The organism is Micromonospora sp. NPDC005171 (assembly GCF_040608575.1).
Lineage (GTDB): Bacteria > Actinomycetota > Actinomycetes > Mycobacteriales > Micromonosporaceae > Micromonospora.
This window is the reverse complement of record NZ_JBEXIM010000014.1, coordinates 109,202-128,800: the sequence shown is the minus strand read 5'-3', so window position 1 is coordinate 128,800 and position 19,599 is coordinate 109,202. Positions and strand designations below refer to the sequence as shown.

Genomic DNA, 19,599 nt, shown 5'->3' with positions numbered 1-19,599 from the left:
GTGGAACCGGGAAGGGCCGGATCGCCTAAGGCGATCCGGCCCTCCGCTCCGACCGGAAATCCGGGTCAGAGCAGACCGCCGGTGATACCCAGCAGCCCGTGATCGGACGAGGCGTGCGAGTCGCCGCCGAGCACACCATCGGTGACCCCACCGGTGACGTCACCGACCGTGTCGGTGACACCGGGGAGGAGGCTGTCCACCTGGTGCGTCACACCGCCCACCGTCGACGGCACGTCGAGCGGCGGGACCCCGCCAACGAGACCGTCGCCGTGCCCGAGGCCCAGCCCGTTGAGGGTGTCGTCGACACCGAGCGAGCTGACGACCCCGCCGAGCTGACCCTGGGTGCCGGAGAGCACACCACCGGTCAGGTCGCCGCCGATCAGGTTCGAGTCGGTGCCGCCGAGCAGACCGCTCGGGTCGCCGACCGCGCCGGTGACGTCCCCGAGCACCGGGTCCGCGATCGCGTCCACCGGCTGCACCACGTCGGCGTCGAGAGTGTGCGCCACATCGGAGACACCGGCCAGGTCGGTGTCGAGGCCGGACGGACCGACACCCAGACCGATGCCCGGCAGCACGGTGACCCCGGCGGCGGCGGTCGACGGGTCGACAGCGATGGCGCCGAGCACACCGGCCTTGACGTCCAGGCCACTGGGCGAGCTGGTGACGCTGATCTGCTGGGCGACGCTCTGCAACTGACCCACCACGTCGGTGGTGTCGGTGAGCAGCGGGTCCAGCCCGAGCTGCTCGACCGGCGAGGCCAGCGGTGCGAGGCCCGCCCCCGGCGCGTAGTCGACGACCAGCGGCACGACGTCCTGCACGTCCGCAGCGGTGATGTCGGTGAGCCCGGCGCCCCGCAACGCACCCTCGGGGTCGAGGTCGAAGGCCGACCGCGCGTCCGGGTTCGTCAGTAGGTCGAGCACGAAGTCGTGGAGCGTCTGCTGCGAGTCCATGTGCCGGTTCTCCTCGGATGTGGCATTGGCGGGTGTCGTACGTCGACAGTGACGACGTTATTACCGGGGCCCGCCCCCGGGCATCGGGGCTGAGCCCGCATCCGGGCCGGTTGAACTAGGGGCTCCGCCACCTCGTACGTTAGGGGGACTGGGGGAAACCGTCCCGGCGAGATTAGGGTCCCGACCAGGGACTGATCTCTGGTACGAACGTAGGAGCCCGCGGGGTTTGCCGGGGGTGGGCCGTCGGGCAGCCGACGCCATCGCCACCGACCGGCCGACTCACGGGGAGAGACAGAGACGATGCCGTACGTCCTGGGGATAGACATCGGAAGCAGCAACACGGCCGCCGCCGTCGCACGGCGACGCGGCGCGACCTGGACCCGTCCCGAGGCTGTCCCGCTGAGCGCCGGCTCACCCCTCATGCCCTCGGTGCTGTGCCTGGCGGAGGACGGTTCGCTCCACGTCGGCGAGCCCGTGACCGACGACGGCAGCCGCACCACCCGGGACTTCGTCCACCGGATCGGCGACGACGTGCCGGTGCTGCTCGGCGGCGAGCCATGCGCCCCGCAGACACTGACCGCCGAGCTGGCGGCGTGGGTGGTGGAGCGGGTGCACGCACAGGAGGGCGGGGCGGCCGAGGCGATCGTGCTCAGCCACCCGGCGGGGTGGCGCCCCTACCGGCGGGAGGTGCTGCACCGGGCACTGTCGGACCTCGGCCTACGGCACGTCACATTGCTGCCCCGCACTGTCACTGTCGCCGAGAGCCACGCCGCTCGCGGGTTCGCGGGCAGCACCGCCGTGGTCTACGCCCTGGGCGGCAACAGCTTCGAGGCGGCTCTGGTGCGCCTGACCCCCCGCGGCACGTACGAGACGTTCGGCACTCCACAGGGTCTCGACTCGATCGGTGGCGCCGACTTCGACGAGGCGCTGGCCGAGCATGCTCGTACGATGCTGGCCCGGGAGTTGGCCGCGACCGGACGTCGCGGTGCCCAGGCCGCGCTGCGCGGGCTGCGCGCGGAGTGTGACCGGGTCAAGCGGGTGCTGACGGTCGACCTCACGGCCGACGTGGTGCTGACCCTGCCCAACGGCCCGGCGCGGGTGCCGGTGACCCGGGCGCAGTTCGAGGCCATGATCCGCCCGACGGTCCAGGCCACCGTCGACCTCCTGCTCCGGGCCGTGCGCAGTGCCGACCTGACTCCGGCGCAGCTCGACGGCGTCCTGCTGGCCGGCGGCTCGACCCGGGTCCCGCTGGTGGCCGAGCTGATCGGCGCGGCTCTCCCGGTGCCCGTGGAGGTGGAGCCGGACGCACAGTTGACCGCCGCCACCGGGGCGGCGATGGCCGCCTGTCAGGTGGTGTCACCACGCCCTCGCCAGCCGCCGCCGGCCCGCGTTCCGGCTCCGGTCAGCGGTGCCGGGCGGGCCACCATCCCGGCACCGCGCCGCCCTCATCACACCGTTCCGGGCGATCCGCCACCACGGCCCCCGGTCCGGGTCCTCCCACTGGAACTGCCGAAGCCGTCCCGCCTGGCGCTGGCCCGCGGCCGGGGACGCGAAGGATGAGCCCAATGATCATGAATGACCTCGCCGCACCAGGGTTGACCCTAGACAAGGGGTTGCAGGCCCTGCTGCACACTGTCGCGCAGGATCCGACCGGCCCACTCGCCGTCGGCATCGCCGGCCCGGCCGGTCACGGAAAGACAGCGCTCCTCGCCGAGTTGGAGCGCATCCACCAGCGCGCCGGCATCGCCGTACGCACGGCCGCCCCGGAGCCGGGCGAGCCGGTCGACCCCGACACGGTGGTGCTGGTCGACGACGCGCACCTGCTCGACGACGCGCGGATCGGCGCGCTGTCGCGTCTGGTCGCCGACCGTCGACACCGGTTGGTGGTCGCCCACCGCCCGTGGCCCCGGTCAGCGGCGTTCAGTGAGCTTGTCGACGCGCTGCGACGCGAGGGGCAGGCAGTGCTGCTCACACCGTTCACCCGGGAGCAGACCGCCGCCCATCTCACCGCCACGCCCGAGCTGGGTCGCCCCGCCGACCTGGTCGACTTCGTCCACACGCAGACCGCCGGCGTACCCCGGGATGTGGAACGGCTGGCCCGCGGCCTGGCCGGCGCGGAGACCCGGACCGGCGCGATGGTCGACCCACCCCGGTCCGTCATCCTCGAATTCGGGCCGGACCTGGACGTTCAGCCCACCGCGGTACGACGACTGCTGCTCGCCGTCGCCGCCGGTGGGGCGCTGCCGGTGAGCATGCTCGGCGCGCTGCTCGGCCGGGACCCGGCCGGGGTGGACGAGTTGATCGCCACGACCAGGGCGGCCGGGCTGCTCGGCGCCGACGGCCGGCTCGCGCCGATCGTCCGGCGGGCCGTCGCGACGCTCAGCCCCAGCACCGAGCGGACCGCGGTCTGGCGTCGGCTCACCGAGTTGCAGCTCGCCCGGGGTGGCGCTGTGCTGCCGCTGGTCCGCTCCCTGCTCGCGGTCGGCGCGCTCGCCGACTGCCCGGCCGCGACCCTGGCCGCCGCGGCGGACGAGGCGCTGGCCGACGAGCCGGCCTTCGCCGCCGAGCTGTTCGCGGCGGCCACGGCGGCCGGACGGCCGCCGAACGCACGGCAGGCGCTCGCCGCCGCGCTCGCCGGTGACCTCGACGACGCGCTTCGGCTGGCGGACCGGCTGCTGGCCACGGCTGCTCCCCCGGACCGCTCCGAGGCGGCCGTGGTCGCCGCCACCGCCCTGGCCCACCGTGGTCACGTTGGTCGCAGCGTCGAACTGTTCCGGTGGTCGGGCACCGCCTCGGCGGCGGCGTTCGCCATCGTCGGTGGGCTGGCCGCCGGTGACCTGGCCGCCACCACCGAGTCACCGGCGGGCGACCCGGCGGGTGAACCGCCCACCCTGCACGCCAGCGCCGCCCGGCTGATGGCCAACGGCGTACGGGAGAGCGTGACCGGCCCGCCGACCGCCGCGCTCTCCGCGCTCGTGCAGGCCGCCGCGCTGTTGGAGCCGGACGGACGAGCCGCGCTGCTGCCGGACAGCCCGGCGGCCCTCGCCGCGTTGACGGCGGTGCACTGCGGTGAGCTGGAGATCGCCGAGCGGGTGCTGCACCGCGCCCTGGGCGCCGGTGTGGGCGGCCCGCTGATGGCCCGCCGCCACCGGCTGTTGCAGGCCTGGATCCTGATGGTCCGTGGCGAGATCCACGCCGCCGGCGAGCGCCTCGCCACTGTGACGCTCGACGGGCGGTCACTGGAGTCACGCGACCAGCTCTTCGCCGCCGCGATCCGAATGGGCATCGGCCGGCGCAACAGTGACCTCGGGGCGCTGAAGCGGGGTTGGGGGCAGGCGTTGGAGGCCGTGGTGCGGCACCCCGTGGACCTGTTCACCCTGCTGCCGCTGGGCGAGCTGGCCATCGCCGGGGCGCGGCTGGGTGACCTGGCCCGGCTGGAGCCGTACCTGCACCAGGGACGTTCGCTGCTGGACCGTCTCGGCAACCCACCACTGTGGGGTGTGCCGTTGCACTGGAGCGGGCTGCACGCCGCCATCCTGACCAGCGAGCCGACGGTAGCCGACGAGCACGTCACGGCGTTGCTCGCCGCCGCTGGCCACAGCCGGTACGCCGCCGTGGTCGCCGCCGCCGCGGAAAGCTGGGTGGAGGTGCTCCGCGGGGTCGTCGACCCGATCCGGGTGGAGGCCGCCGCCCGAGGGTTGCACGACACCGGGCTGTGCTGGGACGGCGCCCGCCTCGCCGGGCAGGCCGCCATCCGCACCGCCGACCGGCGGGCGATGACCACCCTGCTGGAGTGCGCCCGAGCGTTGCAGGGGCGGCCGTCCGGCGGGCAGAGCGGGCAGCCACCGACAACCGGCGCGAGCACGGCACGGGTCGCCGGCCCGACGCAGCACGGGCTCAGCGACCGCGAGTACGAGGTCGCCGAGTTGGTGCTGGCCGGGTTGACCTACCGGGAGATCGGCGATCGGCTCTTCATCTCGGCGAAGACCGTCGAACACCACGTGGCGCGGATGCGGAATCGGCTGAACTGCGCCAACCGCACCGAGCTGTTGGCGCTGCTGCGCACACTCGTCGCCGACCGGGCCAGTGACACCGCCGGGCAACCGTGGCCGCAGCGGGCGAGCCGATGACCCGTGACGATGTTCGGCTGATCCGGACCAGGCTGGCCGTGCTGGCCGCCGTGCTGGTCACCCTCTGGTCCTACGCGGCGTACGTGTCCAGCCAGGACGCCCTCGACCTGCTGCGTGTCCGGGCGCTGGCGGACACGCTGGGCCAACCCATCGACCGCCTGATCCTGAGCCTGCAGACGGAACGCCGGGTCACCGCCGAGACGATCGCCGGGGCGGGGCAGACGACGCCCGCGCTGGACGCGGCCCGCCGAGGCACCGACCGAGCCGCCGCCGAGATCCGCGAGTTCGCCGAGGGTCGCGACCTTCGGCTGCTCAGCGCCGGCACCGTGCGTGACCGGGCCGGCGAGCTGGTCCGACGGCTCGACGGCCTGGGCACGACCCGATCCCGGGTGGACACCGGGCGGCTCGACCAGGTCGCGACGATTTCCGGGTACGACGAGGTCATCGACGTGGCCTTCCGGGTGTACGGCCCGGAGTGGGGCGCGTACGAGAGCGGGTTGGCCGCCGACACCCGCGCGGTGATCGCGCTGGCCCGCGCCCGGGAGTTGCTCGCCCGGGAGGACACCGTGGTCAGCGCGGCCCTGACCGGCGCGCGACTCGGCGCCGACGAGCGGCGCCGGTTGAGCACACTGGTGAACGTCCAGCGGTACGCGCGCACCGAGGCCGTGGCCGGGCTTCCACCCGACGGCCAGGGCGAGCACCAGCGGCTCGCCACCGGTCCCGAAATGACGGCCCTGCTCGACCTGGAGGACCGGCTGCTGCTCCAGTCGGGCACCGCCAACGCCCTGGCCGGTCTCACCGTCCAGGCCTGGCGGGCCGCGGCGGACGCCGCCCTCGGCGCGCTGCAGACACTGGTGACGAGCACCGCCCGCAGCAGCGTCGAACGGGCCACCCCCGGTGCCGCAGTGCTCATCGTGCGTACCGGGGCGGTGGTCGGGCTCGGTCTCATCGTCGTGCTCGTGCTCCTGCTGAGCTGGGCGGGCACCATCCGCCGCCTGACCGACGAGCTGACCAGGCCGGAGGTCGACCTCCCGACTCCGGTGTCTGACACGCCGGCCCCAGCGCCTGACACTCCGCCGCCGGGCGGTGACGCCGAGCGGGAGCTGTTCCTCGGGCTGACCCGACGCAACCAGGCCCTGCTGCGCGACCAACTCAGCCTGCTGGACGGGATGCAACGTCGGGAACGGTCCACCGAGGAGACCGGCGAGCTGTTCCAGCTCGACCACCTCACCACGCGGGTTCGACGCAACGTGGAGAAGCTGATCTCCCTGGCCGGCGCGACACCAGCCCGCCGCTGGCGACGCCCGGTGCCACTGCTCGACGTGGCGCGCGGCGCGGTCGCCGAGGTGCCGGACTACCACCGGGTCCTGATCGCGCCGCACTGGCCGTGGTCGCTCGCGGGGCCAGCCGTCACGGATGTCATCCACCTGCTGGCGGAGTTGATCGAGAACGCTCTGGCCTTCTCCGGGGCGGACACCACAGTCCGGGTCAGCGGCGAACAGCGACCGCAGGGGTGCGCCGTCCTCGTCGTCGACGACGGGCCCGGCCTGGACGCCGCCACGCTGGCCGAGGCGAACCACCTGCTCGGCAACCCGCCACCGGACGGTCCGCCCGCGGGCCTCGCCGGCTGGTACGCCGCCGCCGTACTGGCCGGCCGCTGCGGCGCCCACATCTCGCTGCGCCCCAGCCGGCGCGGCGGAACGGCCGCCATCGTGCTCCTCCCCTCCCGGCTGGTCACCGACACCGGTCGCACCCCGACCAGCGCACCACCCGACACCCCGTACCCACCGGCCCGCACCGGCACCGACCTGCCCGAACCGAACGGCGACGGCGCGCTGCCGACGCGGGTCCGCCAGCCCGGACCGACCGGCCCGGACCACGGCAGGACCAGCCTCGACACGGTCGAGCTGCCGGTCGCGAGAACAGCAAGGAGACATCAATGACGTCTGCAGTGGTCACCGAGGACGGCCTGACCGACGCCCTGAACAGCCTGGTCGACCGGGTACACGGCGCGGAGTTCGCCGTGGTGCTCTCACCGGACGGGCTGCCGCTGGGCGGCTCGCGGCGGGTGGGGGAAAAGCTGGCCGAGCAGATCTCCGGCGTGGTCGCCGGCCTGATCGCGTTGGGGCTGGCCGCCACCCGGACCTGCGACGCGGGTCGGCTGCGCCAGGTGGTGGTGCAGATGTCGCGAGCGTTCCTGTTCATCGCCACCATCCCGAACGGGACCATCCTCACCGTACGGATCGCCGGTGACGACGTCGAGGTCGGCGACATGGCGTACGAGGTGGCGCTCTTCGTGGGGCAGGCCGAGCAGCACCTGCCGATCACGCTGGGCCCGGCCTCCTCGGTGACGATCGGGGACACTGGTGCACACCAGCGGCACCACTGACGAGGCGTGGTACGACGACGACGCCGGCCCGGTCGCCCGGCCCTACACGATGACCGGGGGGCGCACCGCCCCCGCACGCGGCCAGTTCGACCTGATTTCGCTGGTCGTCGCCCGGCGGGGGGTCACGCCCCCCACACCGCTCTTCCCTGAACAAGCGCGGATCGTCGAGCTGTGTCACCATCCAGTGTCGGTGGCCGAGGTGGGTGCCGAGTTGGACCTTCCGCTGGGGACCGTCAGGGTGCTGCTCGGCGACCTCCTGGCGGCCAGGCTGATCGAGACGCACGAACCGCCGATGCTGTCGGAACTGCCGACCGAGGACCTGCTCGAGGCGATACTCGTCGGGCTTCGCGCGCTGTGACCGGGCGGGCGCCACCCGCGAACCGGACGGATCGTGGGCGCGCGCCCGGCGACGAACTGAAGGAGAGACAGGCAGTGCCGGCAACACCACCCCAGCCACGCCGTACCGTGGCGATCATCCTGCTGGATCGGGTCGTGGCCCTCGTCGCGGCCGCACGGCGGGTGCTCACCGGTCGGGAGGACGTCTCGCGGGCCACCTGGGTGGCGGTCGTCGCGGCCCTCGGGGTGCTGATCGCGACGGCCGTGTCCGTCGTCGGGGTGCTGCGTACGCCGGAGAAGCTGACGCCGGTGACCCTCGACCCGCCGCCGTCCGTGGAGCAGGTGGGCGAGTCACCGTCAGGTTCGCCCCGCGCGCAGGCGCGACCGGCGGTCACCAGCCCGGTGGTGCCCGCTTCCCCGTCCGCCTCGGCCTCCGCGGTCCCACCGGCCGTCGCGTCGTCGACTCGGCCCACGCCGACCGACGCGACCGCCGAGCCCACCCCGGCGGCCCTGGGCGCCGACTTCGCCATCACGGACAATGCGCTGCTCAGTTACGGCGCGACAGTGACCATCAGCAATCCCGGCTCGGTCGCGGCGCCGGCGTGGACGCTCGTCGTCACCCTGCCCCGGGAGTCGCTGGGGATCAGCGGGGTCGAGGGAGCGCAGGCCAGCCGGGACGGTGCGGTGTGGACGTTCGTGCCGGACCCGAACACCGGCCAGGTGCCCGGCAACGCCTCGGTCCGGGTGACGTTCCGGGTCAACGGATCGTTGACCGGTTCCGCTCCCAAGGCGTGCACCATCGACGGGGCCGCCTGCTCCGGCCTGTCGAACTGACCAACCGGAGTACACCCCGATCGAACGCGTACACCCGGCGTTCCGGCGACCGCCATGCTTGATTGATCATCAGTTCGGGCGCGCTTCGTACCGTTCCGGCCATGACTGTCCTACCCGCATCACCGTCGCTTCGCCGGTCACGCCTCGGCGCCCTGCGCACCCGGGCCGCCGCCTCCGCCGCCGTCCTCGCCGTCACCGGCGCTGCCGTCGCGGTCGCCGTCGCGACCTCGTCGCCCGCCACCGCCGAGCCGGGCAGCGTCGTCGTGTCGGAGAACTTCTCGGCCGGGTCGCTGCCCGCCGGTTGGCACGCGGTCGACGGCACCTGGAAGGTCGAGAACGGCCGACTGTACGGAACCTCCGCCAGCTCCAGCGACAACAACAAGATCACTTTTGGTCGGCACCTGAACGACTTCCGCCTTGAGGCGACCATGCGCTTCGAGGCGGTCTCGGCCGCCACCCGCTGGGCCTCGCTCGGCATCGACATTCCCGCCAGCGGCGCGACCCCCTGGTGGATCGCCACCATGCGCAGCGGCACCACCGCCGCCAACGGGCTCGAATTCGCCCAGCGGACCACCGCCGACGCCTGGGTCGTGACGAACACCGCCTCCGCCCCGTCCGCCGCCGGCACCGGCCGGGACGTCCGGGTCGCCGTCGAGGTGCACGGCAACCAGGCCCGTTGGATCTTCGACGGGCGGGAGGCGATGCGGACCAGCAGCCTCCAGCGCTCCGCCGACGGCGTCCAGGGGCTCTTCGTCAACGGCGCGACCGTGTCGTACGACGACGTCACCGTCACCGAGCTGGCGCCGAACGGCTACCTCCGCCCCGAGGGGAGCCCGTTCACAGTGATCGCCCACCGGGGCGCGTCCGCCGCCGCACCGGAGAACACCCTCGTCGCCCAGGAGATCGCCCGTAGGGGCGGCGCCGATTGGATCGAGAACGACGTCCAGCCGAGCAAGGACGGCATCCCGTTCATCCTGCACGACGGCACCGTCGACCGGACCACCGACGGCACCGGCAACATCCGGGACCTGACCGCCGCGCAGATCAAGGCGCTCGACGCCGGCTCCTGGTTCGGCCCGCAGTACGTCGGCGAGCGGGTGCCCACCCTCGCCGAGCAGCTCGCCGACCTGCGGACCCGGGGCGGCAACCTGCTCGTGGAGATCAAGGGCAAGCACACCCGCGACGAGGTCGCCACCATCATCCAGGTGATCCGGGACGAGCAGATGATGGGCCGCGTCTTCATCCAGAGCTTCGAGGTCGACGCCCTGAGGTACACCCACGAGATCGCCCCCGAGCTGCCGCTCGGCCTGCTCCGCAGCACCCTCGACGCCGACCCGGTGGCGCTCGCGAAGGAGCTGCACCTGACCGCGTACAACCCGGACGGCAACGCGCTGCTGGCCAAGCCGGAGGTCGTCGCCCCGCTGCACGCCGCCGGCGTCGCCGTGATGGCCTGGACGATGGACTCCGCGGGCCTGTGGCAGCGGCTGGAGCGGATCGGCACCGACGCGATCATCACCAACCGCGCGGCCGAGCTGGTCGGTTGGAACTCGGCGTTCCTCCAGCGGGCCTCCGCCGACCCGACCGTGCAGATCACCTCGCCGGCCAACGGGGCTCGGCTGGACCGGGCGCAGTCCCCGGTGATCGCGGTCGCCGCGACCAACGCGGACACCGTCACCGTCACGCTGGACGGTAAGAAGTCGGCCGCCGGGCGCACGCTCGACCTGGCCAGGCTGACCGCCGGCCGGCACACCATCTCCACCGCGGCGACCGGCCCCGAGGGCACCGCCACCGCGACCAGCACCTTCACGGTGACGGTGAGCCAGGCCGGCCTCGGCTACCTGATCCTCACCTCGGGCGCGGACCCGGCCGCCGTCACCGCGATGACCACCAAGCTGGCCCACGCCCAGTACGCCGAGCTGGCCACCTACGCCGACCGGCAGGCCGGCAAGCTGGTGCCGGCCGAGGTCGCCAGCGTCATCGCCGCCGACGCCCGCACCCTCGCCCTGAAGTAACGGTTCTCGGGGTGGCGTTGGTCGGCGGGCCAGCGCCACCGCGAGTCCTCAGTGGAAGGCGACGGGCGACTTGGTCCGCTCGCCCTGCCGGCGCACCAGCGGCAGCGCCGGCGCCAACGCCAGCGCCATGCACAGGCCGCCGATGGGCAGCAGGTCGAGGGTGACCGCCGGCAGGACGATGCCGGCGAGGAGCAGCGGCACACTCCACCACGGCAGCCGCCGTCGGGCGGCGAGCATGCCCGCGAGAACGAGCAGGCCGAGGAAGAAGAGCTGGGGTACGACGTCGTAGAAGGCCACCTGCACGCCGGGGATGTCCTTGAAGTCCGCGCCGAGCCTCGACATCTCCGCCCGGTCCTCGGCCAGGAGTCCCTCCACGATGTCCGCGCCGAACTGCACAATCGTCGCGGCGAGGCCGACCAGCGTGCCGGCGACCACCCCGGTGCGCCACGGACTGCGGGGCAGCAGGCGGGACAGCGCGAGCACACCCGGGACGAAGCACACCATGCCGGCGAGAGCGACCAGGTGCGCGGCCTGCCAGTCGAGCCCGGGGCCGTATACCCCGTCGGATCTTCCCCACAGCCGGACCAGGCCGTAGGCCACGATGCCGACCGGGCCGGCGATCACGTAGAGCGCAGCGCGTTTCATGCCAGCCAGCATGTGGCCGCTGACGTCCGCCGACCTCCGGGAGCTTCCCTCGGCTAGCCCTGGATTCCGACTCAGGTCTTCCACCGAGCAACCCCGAGACCCCGCCGACCGCCGGGTGCCGTGATCAGGGGCGGAATGGCTTGCCAGTCAGCGCGGACTCCTCAGGAAAGGCCAACGAGCTGAAGAACTTCTCCGTCTCGGCGCTGCGGATGCCTTCGATCTTCGCCAGCAGCTCCTCCGTCGCCGCGTAGGCGCGCTGCTCCCGCTCGGCCGGATCAGCTGTCGCCTCGGCGCGACCGAAAGCGAGTCGCCACTGATTGCTCGCCTCGATGAGACCGAAATGGGTACGCCGCAGCAGCGCCCACATCTGATCCCACTGATAAAAGGTGCGTAGTGCGGTGGCGGTGGCGATGACCACGCCCGAGACCGCGATTACGAGGTTCTTGCCCGGGTAGCTGAAGCCGGCGAGCAGTGGCAGCGACGCGCTGACGACGATGACCAGGATGCCGGTGAAACGAAACAGCCGACGGTGCCATTTCGCCCGCCAGTCGTAATGGTCCCTGAGCTTGTTGACGCTGTCTTCCGCCAAGGCGCGGTAGACCTGCAAAGGATCACCGGGAGCGCTTTTCTGCGACTCGGCGAGCACACCGCTCTGTCCTTGGTCAACAGACACGTCACGATGCTAGATGCTGGCCCTGCGAGGGTCTATAGCCCGAGAATACGATGTTGTCGGAGTATTGACGGGCGAACATCTCCCGCTCCGGTGAAGCGACCGGCCAGGCAATCACCGGAACCCCGTGGCGACGCCACCACGCCGTCACGTTCGACGGGAATGCGTCCACCTCGTAGGCCAGAAAATCGGGTCGAGTGACCAGATTGCTGACCATGCTGCGACCCACCATCCGGGTCAGCGGCCCGGCCGTACGCAGCAGCCCGCAGATGCGCCCCACCGGCACCCGGCGGTGCGGCGGCAGCTTCCGCACCGCCACCCGCAGCGCCGCCACGAGGAGCGGGTCGAAGGATTCGACAGCGTACCGCCCCGGGTAGTCGGCGGTCCGTCGCAGCACCTCGTCGACGAGGTCGAAGTTGAGGGCGAGCGTCGGCCGTTTCAGCTCGATCAGCAGGGGCACCCGTCCGGCGACCCGGTCCAGCACCTCCGACAGCGTGGGCACCCGCTGGTCGGTGCCCTGCAACCGGAGCCGCTGACGATCGGCCGGGGTCAGCTCCGCGGTGGCGATCGCCGCACCGGTGAGCGCCGTCAGGTCGTAGTCGTGGACGACGACGAGCTCGCCGGAGCGGGTGAGCTGCACGTCCAGTTCGCAGGCATAGCCGGCGTCGGCGGCCGCCTCGAACGCCGCGAGCGAATTGGCGGGTCGATTGTGGCCGGTCAGCCCGCGGTGCGCGATCGGGGTGTCGAGCAGCCAACTGTCGTCGGACGACACGCGATCCTCCTGAGCTTCCGGGACGGGGCTACCCGCGCACCGGAGCACGCCATGGAAGGGTTTTCGCGTACCTTACAGCGGCCGGGGCGGTGGTGGGCGGCGTCGTCGATGTGGGGTCGTCGGCGCCTCCGGTGGTGCGCCCGCTCAGCGTGCACTGATGAGGGGGGCGAAGTCGTCGCGGGTGAGCGGTCTGCTGGAGAGGGAGCCGTCGGCCCGAGGCACGCCGAGAGCCTTGCCGTCGCGCAGGAAGGCCACTGTGGTGACGTCCTCCCGGCTGGTCAGGGTGCAGACGATCTGCCCGAAGGCGAGAACCTCGTCGCTGCGGCCGCCGACATCGGCGGGTGCGTCCACAGTGATCAGGGCCTGCGTCCCGGTGACTGTCGCGCGGGCGGCGTTGACAGCCCCGGGCAGGGCGCTGGTCAGATCGCTGTCCCGTTCGGCGCCGCTCGGCCCGGCGAGCAGATGCCGCAACTGGTCGGCGATTGTGGATGGACGGTCGACGCGCCGGACCACCGGGACGATGCGGTTGTCCCGGACCAGGCAGAGAGTCTCGGCGGCGCTGCCGGCCGGTGCGGTGGTGTCGGCGGGCGCGGCGCTCTGCAGCGGCCCTCGTGGGGGTGGCACCGTTCGCGGGGTGTCGTCGGTCGGGATGCCGCACCCGGTCAGCAGGACGGCGAGCGCCAACGGGACGAGACGACGGTGCAGCATCACAGGCTCCCCGGCAGGGTGACCCGGAAACAGGCGCCCCCGCCCGGGCGGTCGGTGACCATTACGTGCCCCCCGTGCGCGGTGGCGTGCTGAGCGACCAACGCCAGCCCGAGACCTGTGCCGTCACCGGTGCCACGGGTGTGGGCGACTCGTCCCCGGACGAACCTGTCGAAGATGGCCTCGCGGTCCTCGACGGGAACCCCCGGACCGTCATCGTCGACCTCGATGACGCCGCTGTCCCCGTCCCGTCCCAGGCGAACAGCCACCGGGCCACCGCCATGGGTGACGGCGTTGTCGAGCAGGTTCGCCAGGATCTGGGCGATCCGGCGCCGCTCGACGTGCCACGTCGGGGGCACGTCCGGTGCCAGGCGGACGAGGGCGCCCGGCAGGTCGTACCCGTCGCAGGTCTCTCCGGCCAACTCCACCACGTCCACCGGGGCACGGTGGGCGGGCTGGTCACTGCGGGCCAGGTCGATCAGGTCGTTGACCAGACGCTGAAATCGGTCGATCTCGTCGGCGACGAGCCCGGCGGCGGTGGCCGTCCGCTCGTCCTGGTGTTCCCGACGACGGGCCAGGACGCTGGCCGCCGCGGCAAGGGTCTGCAACGGGGAACGCAGCTCGTGGCTGACGTCGGCGGCGAACCGGCGGTCCCGCTCGATGCGCCGGGCGAGGCGGTCGACCATCTGGTTGAACGAGGAGGAGAGGCGGGTGAGGTCAGGGTCGGTGGCCGGGTCGAGCCGGGCGGTGAAGTCACCGGCGGCGATCTTCTCGGCCGCGTCGGCGACCGCCGTCAGCGGCCGTAGCCCGTGCCGGGTGGCGTACCAGGCGAGGGTGGCGCCGGACCCGGCGACCAGCACCGCGACGCTGGTCAGCGCGAGGGCCAGGACCCGGAAGGTCTGCTCCAACTCGCGCAGCGAGTTGACCTCGAAGTACGTCGCGGACGCGGACAGCGGCACCCCGACCACCAGGGCCGGTTGCCCGTCGACACGGACGCGTTGCACGGCCGGCTCCCCGGCGGAGACGACCCGCAGCAGCTCGGTCGGAATGGCGGCAGTGGTGCCGGGATCGGCGGCGCGGGCGTACCACTCGCCGTTGAGATGCAGCACCGGTCGACGGCTTCCGCCGGTGTCCAACGACCGGAGCACCTCCACCACGTCCGGGGTGTCGGTGTCGAGGCCGGCATGCACCACGGCGGCGTCGAAGTAGGCGGCCCGCAGGGCGATGCGTTCCCGGTCGTCGAGCAGGGACCGGCGGGTCAATTCGTAGGAGATCAGGGCCATCGACGCCGAGAGCACTAGCGCGCCGACCGCGAACGCGGCGGTCACCCTGGCCCGCAGTCCGACGCGTCTCATCGTTGCAGCTTGTAGCCCAGGCCCCGCAGGGTGACCAGGTGCCGGGGGTTCGCCGGGTCCGGCTCGATCTTCTGCCGCAGGCGGCCCACGTGCACGTCGACGAGCCGTTCGTCGCCGCTGTCGTAGCCCCAGACCCGTTGCAGCAACTGCTGACGGGACAGCACCCGGCCGGCGTGCTCAGCCAGCTCACAGAGCAGGCGGAACTCGGTGCGGGTGACGGTGACCTGTTGGCCGGCGCGGCGCACCTCCCCCGCCTCCGGACTGATCTCCAACTCCCCGAAGGCGACCGCCGGCACGGGCTCCGGCGCTGAGGTCGCGACCGCCGGTCGGGCGCGGCGGCGCAGCGCCCGCAGGCGGGCGGTCAGCTCCCGGATCGCCACGGGTTTGACCACGTAGTCGTCGGCGCCGGCCTCGAGAGCGGCGACGATGTCGTCGGTGCCGTCGCGGGCGCTGACCACGACGATCGGGACGTCGTCGTCGCGGCGCAGCTGCCGGATGCACTCGAAACCGTCGAGGCCGGGCAGCATCAGGTCGACGAGCACGTAGTCGGCCGGGTGGTGGCGTTGGGCGCGCAGGCCCTCCTCGGCCGTGGCCGCGCCGAGTGCGTCGTAGCCCTCGTCCTCCAGTGCGAGCAGCAGCGCGAGCCGGATGCGGTCGTCGTCCTCGATCACCAGTACGGCCGTCATTCCGGAATCATCCTCGGCCGACCGCCGGGCGACCAACCGTGCCCGCCAGCGGACGGTTTTGTCACACAACTGTCATAGAGCCTTGCAGTGACCGCCGACCCGGCCCAGCACGGTGGTTAGGGAGCGAGGGTCGACGGAGAGGGGTACCGCAATGGCGACGCCGGTGCTGCCCGCGAGGTACACGTTGCCGCTGGTCGAGGTCCGGGTCAACGAACTCGACCTGGGCTGTCTGCCGGAGGTCGGCCGGCGCGGTGTTCGACCGGCTGCTGGCGCTGCGCCCCGCACAGGTAGTGCTCGACCTGTCCGACTGTCGGCACCTCGACGCTGCCGCCATCGGCCTGCTGCTCGACGTGCACCGACGGCTGGCTCGCGCCGACGCGACCCTCACCGTCCGCGATCCGAACCCCCGGGTCCGGCGCATCCTGCACATCACCCGTCTGGATCAGGTGCTCTCGATCGTGAGCGAGGAAGGACCAGCAGCATGACCGTCGTCCCAGACGAGCATCTGACGACGCACCTCGACGGCACGACCGGGCCACGCGGTGGTCGTTCCCCGCTGAGGGGCACGGGGCGACCGACCGGGTGGCGAGCATGTTTCATGCTGGAGTGGTGATTCGTTTCGTACTGAATGTGCTGTGGCTCGTCTTCGGCGGTGGCCTCGTGCTGGCGGTCGGCTACGGCATCGCCGCGTTGATCTGCTTCGTCCTGGTCATCACCATCCCGTTCGGCGTCGCGTCGCTGCGCCTCGCGGTCTACTCACTGTGGCCCTTCGGCCGCACAGTGGTGCCCAAGGCGGGCGCGGGCGTCGGCTCCGGCCTGGCGAACATCCTCTGGGTCGTGCTGGCCGGCTGGTGGCTCGCGCTCTCCCACATCCTCGCCGGCATCGCCCTCTGCGTCACGATCATCGGGATCCCGTTCGGCATCGCCAACTTCAAGCTCGTACCGGCCGCCCTCTGGCCCCTCGGCCGCGAGGTCGTCGACGTGCCCTGAACACGGAAAACGGGAGACACCTGGTCTCCCGCCACTTCTAACTTATACCGCACTGGGGGGCTTGCGGCAAGACCCCGTTTATGACGCAGAATCGTCGGCCGAGGCCAAATTCTGCCGAAATGGAAGTCATGAATTGGATTCCTTGCCTACCTCCGTGTTCGACCTTCCCGATCACCTCTCCGCCAAGGCCGACCCGGCGCTCATCGCCCAGGACGAGCGGCATTTCACTGCCATGGCGCAGAGCCTCGCGCAACTGAACGCCGAGCTGTCCGACCGCCTGGACACCGCGCGCCGGGCGCCCGGCGGCAAGGGCCGGCAGGCCGTCGACCGGGACGAGGAGGTCCGCCGGTTGACCGCACGCCTGCGCTCGCTGAGCCGCTACGGGCTGGACCTCTGCCTCGGGCACGTGGTCGAGACGGACCACCCCGAGCCCGTGTACGTCGGACGTCGAGGGCTCACCGACAGCACGGGTCGGCGGCTGCTGCTCGACTGGCGCTCACCCGCCGCCGAGCCGTTCTTCGGCGCGACGCACGCCAACCCGATGGGCCTGGAGAACCGCCGCAGGTACCGCTGGACCCGTGGACGGATCAGCGACTACTGGGACGAGGTGTTCACAGCGGACGGGTTCGTGGGGCACGCCGTCGCCCTCGACGACCAGTCCGCCTTCATCGCCAGCCTGGGCAGCGCCCGGTCGGCGCGGATGCGCGACGTGCTCAGCACGATCCAGGCCGACCAGGACGCCATCATCCGGGCGGGCTCGGCCGGCGCCCTCGTGGTCGACGGCGGTCCGGGCACCGGTAAGACAGTCGTCGCCCTGCACCGCACCGCGTACCTGCTCTACTCCGACCCGCGCCTCGGTCGACGCCGGGGTGGGGTGCTCTTCGTCGGGCCGCACCAGCCCTACCTGGCCTACGTCGCCGATGTCCTGCCCAGCCTCGGAGAAGAGGACGTACAGACCTGCACCCTGCGCGACCTCGTTCCCGAGGGGGCCACGGCAACCGTCGACACCGACCCGGGCGTGGCCCGGCTGAAGGCCTCGGCCAAGCTGGTCCGGGCGATCGACGCGGCCGTCCGGTTCTACGAGGACCCGCCGGTCGCCCCGATGACGATCACGGTCGGCGACTCCGACGTCCGGCTGAGCGCCGACGACTGGGCCGACGCGTTCCAGGCGCCGGGCCCGGGCACCCCGCACAACGAGGCGCGCGAGGAGATCTGGGAGGAGTTGCTCACCATCCTCCTCGACAGGTACGACGGCGACGAGCCGGAGGACGTGCTCCGCGACTGGCTGCTGCGGAACCGGGAACTGCGGGCTTCGGTCAACCGCGCCTGGCCGTTGCTCGACGCGGCCGATCTCGTGGCGGACCTGTGGTCGGTGCCCGCGTACCTGCGCAGATGCGCGCCGTGGCTCAGCCCGGCGGAGGTCCGCAAGCTGCAACGTGACAATCCCCGGGCCTGGACCGTGTCCGACCTGCCGCTGCTGGACGCGGCACGGCAGCGGCTCGGTGACGCGGAGCGGTCGGGGCGCACCCGTCGGCGCGACCCGGCTGCCGCCGTCGAACGCGAACACATGGCCCGGGTCGTCGACGAACTACTCGCGGCCGACACCTACGACGACGGCGAGGGCCTGCTGGCGATGCTGCGCCAACCCGACCTGCGCGACGTCCTGGCCGACGGATCCGCGCTGCCGGACGCCGACCCGGACCTGTTGGCCGGCCCGTTCGCGCACATCGTCGTCGACGAGGCGCAGGAGCTGACCGACGCCCAGTGGCAGATGCTGCTGGCACGTTGCCCGTCGCGCAGCTTCACCATCGTGGGAGACCGCGCCCAGGCCCGGCACGGGTTCACCGAGTCGTGGCCGGAACGCCTCAAGCGGGTCGGGCTCGACCGGGTCACAGTGGCCTCGTTGAACATCAACTACCGGACGCCGGCGGAGGTCATGGCGGAGGCCGAGCCGGTCATCCGGGCCGTGCTCCCCGACGCCAACGTGCCGACCTCCGTCCGCGGCAGCGGGCTGCCCGTCGTCCACGGATCGTTCGCCGACCTGCTGTCGATCCTCGACACCTGGCTCGCCGCGCACGCCGAAGGGATCGCGTGCGTGATCGGCGACCCGACGTTCCCGCCGACGTCCCGGGTCCGGTCACTGAGCCCGGAGCAGGCCAAGGGTCTCGAATTCGACCTGGTCGTCCTCGTCGACCCGGAGACGTTCGGCACCGGCATCGAGGGGGCGGTCGACCGCTACGTCGCGATGACCAGGGCGACCCAGCAACTCGTGCTGCTGACCAGCAGCTGAGGGTGTAACGTCGCGCTCTTCGGCCGCCGCGCCGCCGGAGTCCGCGAAGGCGATTCCCATGACGCAACCCACGCCCCCACGGCGTCGACTCGACGCCGCACTGGCCCATCTCGCCATCACCTTCCGTGGGATGACCGCCCATCCCGACGACGGCAACTGCGAGTGCCACTGGGGCAGCGCGGAAGAACTTGCCCTGCTCAAGACCCCGGACGTCGAGCTGGACCCGGACCTGCTGCTTCGCACCTACTGGGCCGGCGACTGGGACTTCCCCGCCGCCATGCTGCGCCGGATCCTGCCCCAACTCGCCGCGGCCCTGGTCAGCGGCGAGGTGGAGCGTCAGGCCAGCATGGACCATGCGGGGCGAGCATTCGCGCTCGGCCGCTGGCAGCAGTGGCCCGCCGAGCAGTCGACGGCGATCCGCGAGTTCCTGGACGCCTGGTGGGTCGTCACGCTCACCGACCAAGACGCCGAGGTGCCGCCGCACGCGGTGCTGGCCATGCTCGTGGAAGCCTCTGGCGTGCTCGACCGTTGGCTCGACGCCTGGGCGACGGCAACCAGTCCCCTGGCGAACCAGCGGCTCGCCGAAGCTTTCCGAGAGTGGGAGTACGACCTGCTCTGCGACGATCTGCCGTGGAGCACCTGGGAGCTCACGGACGACGAGAAGGAGAGCCTCCGCGCGGAGCTCACCGCCTGGCTGCTCCAGCACGCCCCGGCCCGGCTGCGGATGATCGGCGCCGACCCGAAGCGGCTGCACCGGATCAGACTGCTCGGCCTCGCCGGCCCGGCCCGCTGGGACGACCCGCACTGGCCGGAACTCGGCACCTGACCGGGCCGT

Annotated in this window: 18 protein-coding genes; 11 read left to right on the top strand and 7 right to left on the bottom strand. The window is 72.3% G+C overall.

Annotated elements, in window-relative coordinates:
* Positions 1-65 precede the first annotated feature (65 nt).
* Positions 66-950 (bottom strand): IniB N-terminal domain-containing protein, encoded by an 885-nt coding sequence (locus ABZU74_RS19065; RefSeq protein WP_355425321.1) that lies wholly within the window; start codon positions 948-950, stop codon positions 66-68.
* 300 nt (positions 951-1,250) lie between these two features.
* Between ABZU74_RS19065 and ABZU74_RS19060 the strand changes: the two genes are divergently transcribed.
* The 7 genes from ABZU74_RS19060 to ABZU74_RS19030 all read left to right on the top strand — a co-directional run bounded on the left by ABZU74_RS19060 (position 1,251) and on the right by ABZU74_RS19030 (position 10,651).
* The gene (locus ABZU74_RS19060) at positions 1,251-2,510 is read left to right on the top strand and encodes an Hsp70 family protein (protein WP_355425318.1); all 1,260 of its coding nucleotides are present in this window, start codon (positions 1,251-1,253) and stop codon (positions 2,508-2,510) included.
* Positions 2,511-2,515: 5 nt separating this feature from the next.
* The gene (locus ABZU74_RS19055) at positions 2,516-5,080 is read left to right on the top strand and encodes a LuxR C-terminal-related transcriptional regulator (RefSeq protein WP_355425315.1); all 2,565 of its coding nucleotides are present in this window, start codon (positions 2,516-2,518) and stop codon (positions 5,078-5,080) included.
* A complete protein-coding gene (locus ABZU74_RS19050) occupies positions 5,077-7,023 on the top strand; it encodes a nitrate- and nitrite sensing domain-containing protein (protein ID WP_355425312.1) in 1,947 nt (648 codons plus the stop codon). Before ABZU74_RS19055 ends, ABZU74_RS19050 begins: the two co-directional genes overlap by 4 nt.
* Positions 7,020-7,469, top strand: coding sequence for a roadblock/LC7 domain-containing protein (locus ABZU74_RS19045; protein WP_355425310.1), 450 nt, complete (start codon positions 7,020-7,022; stop codon positions 7,467-7,469). The genes ABZU74_RS19050 and ABZU74_RS19045 overlap by 4 nt, the downstream gene beginning before the upstream one ends.
* Positions 7,447-7,827 carry a DUF742 domain-containing protein gene (locus ABZU74_RS19040; protein ID WP_355425307.1) on the top strand — a complete coding sequence of 127 codons (381 nt, stop codon included), beginning with the start codon at positions 7,447-7,449 and terminating at the stop codon, positions 7,825-7,827. Before ABZU74_RS19045 ends, ABZU74_RS19040 begins: the two co-directional genes overlap by 23 nt.
* Positions 7,828-7,901: 74 nt before the next feature.
* On the top strand, positions 7,902-8,639 hold the full coding sequence (locus ABZU74_RS19035; RefSeq protein ID WP_355425304.1) for a cellulose binding domain-containing protein: 738 nt from the start codon (positions 7,902-7,904) through the stop codon (positions 8,637-8,639).
* A gap of 101 nt (positions 8,640-8,740) precedes the next feature.
* Positions 8,741-10,651, top strand: a complete 1,911-nt coding sequence (locus tag ABZU74_RS19030; RefSeq protein ID WP_355425301.1) for a glycerophosphodiester phosphodiesterase family protein — start codon at positions 8,741-8,743, stop codon at positions 10,649-10,651.
* A 48-nt stretch (positions 10,652-10,699) separates the two neighbouring features.
* On the opposite strand, the gene ABZU74_RS19025 is transcribed toward ABZU74_RS19030, so the two are convergent.
* From ABZU74_RS19025 to ABZU74_RS19000, 6 genes are all read right to left on the bottom strand, one after another.
* Entirely contained in the window at positions 10,700-11,296 is a 597-nt protein-coding gene (locus ABZU74_RS19025) for a hypothetical protein (protein WP_355425298.1), read from the bottom strand.
* Between the two features lie 124 nt (positions 11,297-11,420).
* Positions 11,421-11,969 (bottom strand): SLATT domain-containing protein, encoded by a 549-nt coding sequence (locus ABZU74_RS19020; protein ID WP_355425295.1) that lies wholly within the window; start codon positions 11,967-11,969, stop codon positions 11,421-11,423.
* Between the two features lies 1 nt (position 11,970).
* Positions 11,971-12,738: a glycerophosphodiester phosphodiesterase family protein gene (locus tag ABZU74_RS19015; RefSeq protein WP_355425292.1), complete on the bottom strand. Its 768-nt coding sequence runs from the start codon at positions 12,736-12,738 to the stop codon at positions 11,971-11,973.
* Between the two features lie 144 nt (positions 12,739-12,882).
* On the bottom strand, positions 12,883-13,443 hold the full coding sequence (locus tag ABZU74_RS19010) for a GerMN domain-containing protein (RefSeq protein WP_355425362.1): 561 nt from the start codon (positions 13,441-13,443) through the stop codon (positions 12,883-12,885).
* 2 nt (positions 13,444-13,445) lie between these two features.
* The gene (locus tag ABZU74_RS19005) at positions 13,446-14,798 is read right to left on the bottom strand and encodes a HAMP domain-containing sensor histidine kinase (RefSeq protein WP_355425289.1); all 1,353 of its coding nucleotides are present in this window, start codon (positions 14,796-14,798) and stop codon (positions 13,446-13,448) included.
* The gene (locus ABZU74_RS19000) at positions 14,795-15,484 is read right to left on the bottom strand and encodes a response regulator transcription factor (protein ID WP_355425287.1); all 690 of its coding nucleotides are present in this window, start codon (positions 15,482-15,484) and stop codon (positions 14,795-14,797) included. The genes ABZU74_RS19005 and ABZU74_RS19000 overlap by 4 nt, the downstream gene beginning before the upstream one ends.
* A 251-nt stretch (positions 15,485-15,735) precedes the next feature.
* On the opposite strand from ABZU74_RS19000, the gene ABZU74_RS18995 reads away from it, so the two are divergent.
* The 4 genes from ABZU74_RS18995 to ABZU74_RS18980 all read left to right on the top strand — a co-directional run bounded on the left by ABZU74_RS18995 (position 15,736) and on the right by ABZU74_RS18980 (position 19,590).
* Positions 15,736-15,969: an STAS domain-containing protein gene (locus tag ABZU74_RS18995; protein WP_355425285.1), complete on the top strand. Its 234-nt coding sequence runs from the start codon at positions 15,736-15,738 to the stop codon at positions 15,967-15,969.
* A 124-nt stretch (positions 15,970-16,093) separates the two neighbouring features.
* Positions 16,094-16,474, top strand: coding sequence for a YccF domain-containing protein (locus ABZU74_RS18990; RefSeq protein ID WP_355425282.1), 381 nt, complete (start codon positions 16,094-16,096; stop codon positions 16,472-16,474).
* 154 nt (positions 16,475-16,628) lie between these two features.
* On the top strand, positions 16,629-18,764 hold the full coding sequence (helR, locus tag ABZU74_RS18985; RefSeq protein WP_355425279.1) for an RNA polymerase recycling motor ATPase HelR: 2,136 nt from the start codon (positions 16,629-16,631) through the stop codon (positions 18,762-18,764).
* A 58-nt stretch (positions 18,765-18,822) separates the two neighbouring features.
* Entirely contained in the window at positions 18,823-19,590 is a 768-nt protein-coding gene (locus tag ABZU74_RS18980) for a hypothetical protein (RefSeq protein ID WP_355425277.1), read from the top strand.
* The last annotated feature ends 9 nt before the right edge of the window (positions 19,591-19,599 follow it).

Bases quoted from the DNA above. Each gene is read 5' to 3' on its own strand.
- ABZU74_RS19065 (WP_355425321.1), bottom strand. From the start codon at position 950: ATGGACTCGCAGCAGACGCTCCACGACTTCGTGCTCGACCTACTGACG.
- ABZU74_RS19060 (WP_355425318.1), top strand. From the start codon at position 1,251: ATGCCGTACGTCCTGGGGATAGACATCGGAAGCAGCAACACGGCCGCC.
- ABZU74_RS19055 (WP_355425315.1), top strand. From the start codon at position 2,516: ATGATCATGAATGACCTCGCCGCACCAGGGTTGACCCTAGACAAGGGG.
- ABZU74_RS19050 (WP_355425312.1), top strand. From the start codon at position 5,077: ATGACCCGTGACGATGTTCGGCTGATCCGGACCAGGCTGGCCGTGCTG.
- ABZU74_RS19045 (WP_355425310.1), top strand. From the start codon at position 7,020: ATGACGTCTGCAGTGGTCACCGAGGACGGCCTGACCGACGCCCTGAAC.
- ABZU74_RS19030 (WP_355425301.1), top strand. From the start codon at position 8,741: ATGACTGTCCTACCCGCATCACCGTCGCTTCGCCGGTCACGCCTCGGC.
- ABZU74_RS19025 (WP_355425298.1), bottom strand. From the start codon at position 11,296: ATGAAACGCGCTGCGCTCTACGTGATCGCCGGCCCGGTCGGCATCGTG.
- ABZU74_RS19005 (WP_355425289.1), bottom strand. From the start codon at position 14,798: ATGAGACGCGTCGGACTGCGGGCCAGGGTGACCGCCGCGTTCGCGGTC.
- ABZU74_RS19000 (WP_355425287.1), bottom strand. From the start codon at position 15,484: ATGACGGCCGTACTGGTGATCGAGGACGACGACCGCATCCGGCTCGCG.
- ABZU74_RS18980 (WP_355425277.1), top strand. From the start codon at position 18,823: ATGACGCAACCCACGCCCCCACGGCGTCGACTCGACGCCGCACTGGCC.